2 protein-coding genes are annotated in these 2,019 nt (G+C 52.0%); both read right to left on the bottom strand.

The genetic code is table 11. The annotated features are described in order from the left end of the window. Positions 1-148: 148 nt before the first annotated feature. Entirely contained in the window at positions 149-1,282 is a 1,134-nt protein-coding gene (locus H5U36_10225; GenBank protein ID MBC7218482.1) for a glycosyltransferase family 4 protein, read from the bottom strand. Positions 1,283-1,342: 60 nt separating this feature from the next. After that, positions 1,343-2,019 (bottom strand): class I SAM-dependent methyltransferase (locus H5U36_10220; protein ID MBC7218481.1); only part of this gene is annotated, 677 nt, incomplete at its 5' end.

Here is a 2,019-nt window from a genome sequence, read left to right as displayed (position 1 = left end):
GAAGATCTGCAGGAACAGGGTCTCGTTGTCCAGGAGATTGAGATTTGACAAAGGTTCCCTCCCTTTCATTGCGTCGTTGCGAACTCGTGGTTTCGTCTGTGAAGCAATTTCAAACCGCTTCCTCACTACTTGCGATGGTCCACCACTTTCAAAGCCCCATCTCCCGAAGAATAACGGCATTAATCTTGTGGACATCGAATCGTTCCTCGGCAATACGGCGGGATTCTCTGCCCATGCGTTCGATGAGTTCTGGCTCAAGGATAAAATGCTCCATGGCCCGGGCGAGAGCCTCAACATCCCGAGGGGGAACGAGGAAACCATTGCAGCCATCGATAATTGTATCCCGACACCCTGGGACATCGGTGGTAATCACCGTTCGTCCCATGGCCATGGCTTCCTGGATGGTCCTCGGCACACCTTCCCGGTAATAGGAAGGCAGGACAAAAACACTTGCCTGTGCTATCCAGGGCCGCACGTCTTCTACGTGTCCTGGCCATTCTATGATTCCCTCTTTGACCCAGCTTTCTACCTGGGCTTGAGGTATGGCTCCGGGATTCGTGTCAAGTCCCCCGAGAACGACAAATCGTGTCTCTGGGTACTTTACCTTGATTTTCCTTGCTGCCTCGACGAATTCCAGGATTCCCTTTTCCCGAAGAAGCCGGGCGATGAAAATGAAGGTTACCGGGTCCTTCACCGGCGGTACAAAGGCAAAGTGTTCAAGATCAACCCCAATTGGGCCAAGGAGAAAAGCTCTCCCGGGGTCGATAATTCTCAAAGAGGCAAACTCGGCAAGGTCATCCCGGTTGAGAAAGAAGACTTTGGTAGCCCGCGGAAGCGCCAGAGCATACAAAAACCGGACCAGGCGTTTCAGGATTCTCTTTTTCCACGTTTCTTTTTCCCCAGAGGCGGTGAAGGTATATCCCAGTCCCTCAATCATCGCGAAGCGCCAGGGTACCCCAACGAGCCAGGAAGCCAGAGTCCCGTAGATGACAGGCTTTATGGTGTAGGCAAATACAAGGTCCGGTTTGAGTCTCCGCAGCATACGGCAAAGGCGCAAAAAATCAAGCCCATCCCGCAGGGGATTCAGCCCGGTGCGGGAAAGGGAGTAGGGGAGAGGTACAGCTCCCAGAGCCCTCACCTTTTCCTCGATTTTGACATCGAAATCCGGTGCCAGGGCAAAGACCTCATGCCCCCGCTCAACCAGGGCCTGAATCAGCGGTCCTCGGAAGTTCACAAGTGATGGAGCATAGTGTGCGAGAAGAACGATACGTAACCGGTTCATGGTCTTAGCACCTTAACGAAGGTTCCAAAAAACCCGTTTTGGCAAGACATGTATTGCCTGTTACCTCTTTTGCCACACCAGGTACACCGTGCGAGCCCACCACTTTAGGGGTGTACGCAGGAGAAAGCGGTCTAATCTATCCGCTACTCTCAGCGCAGTATTGCTCGCTTCTAACCCAAGCAGTGATGTTAGTATCCCGCAGAGGGTGGAGAGAAGTCCTCCAAAGTAGTGATTTTGGCATCCGAAGAGGTTATTTGCCCAGCGTATCTGATGTCTTGAGAGAGGACGCTCTGCTGGCGTATGAGCCCAGGACATGGCTTTACGAAAAAGTTTCAGTAGGGGATTGTGGATTAGGGGTTCGACAAAGATGGCGTAACCTTCTGGTACCAGAATTCGGTATGCTTCCTCAATTGCTTGTTGATAGTTCAGGTGGTGAAGAATTGCTCTACCATAAACTACGTCGAAGCTCTTGTCTGGAAAGGGCAGCTGGTGCGCGTCCGCCACATAGAAGGACACACAATCACCAAATGTGGCCACGGCTTTTGCAATAGCACGAGGAGATATGTCGATCCCAACAAGACTCTGGGGGTTGTGAGCCAACAATCTGGGCACTTCCCCACCCTCGTAGCATCCAATTTCAAGAACCCGTTTGCCCGGGACTACTTTTTGGAGCAATACGTCAAGTTGCTGTTCGCAGTAAGCGACATTAGGGTTGTTGAACACGTGTGAAAAACGAC

This window comes from Candidatus Caldatribacterium sp. (genome assembly GCA_014359405.1).
GTDB lineage: Bacteria > Atribacterota > Atribacteria > Atribacterales > Caldatribacteriaceae > Caldatribacterium > Caldatribacterium oleiphilum.
The sequence above is the reverse complement of the archived record's forward strand: the minus strand, read 5'-3'. Positions and strand labels throughout refer to the sequence as shown.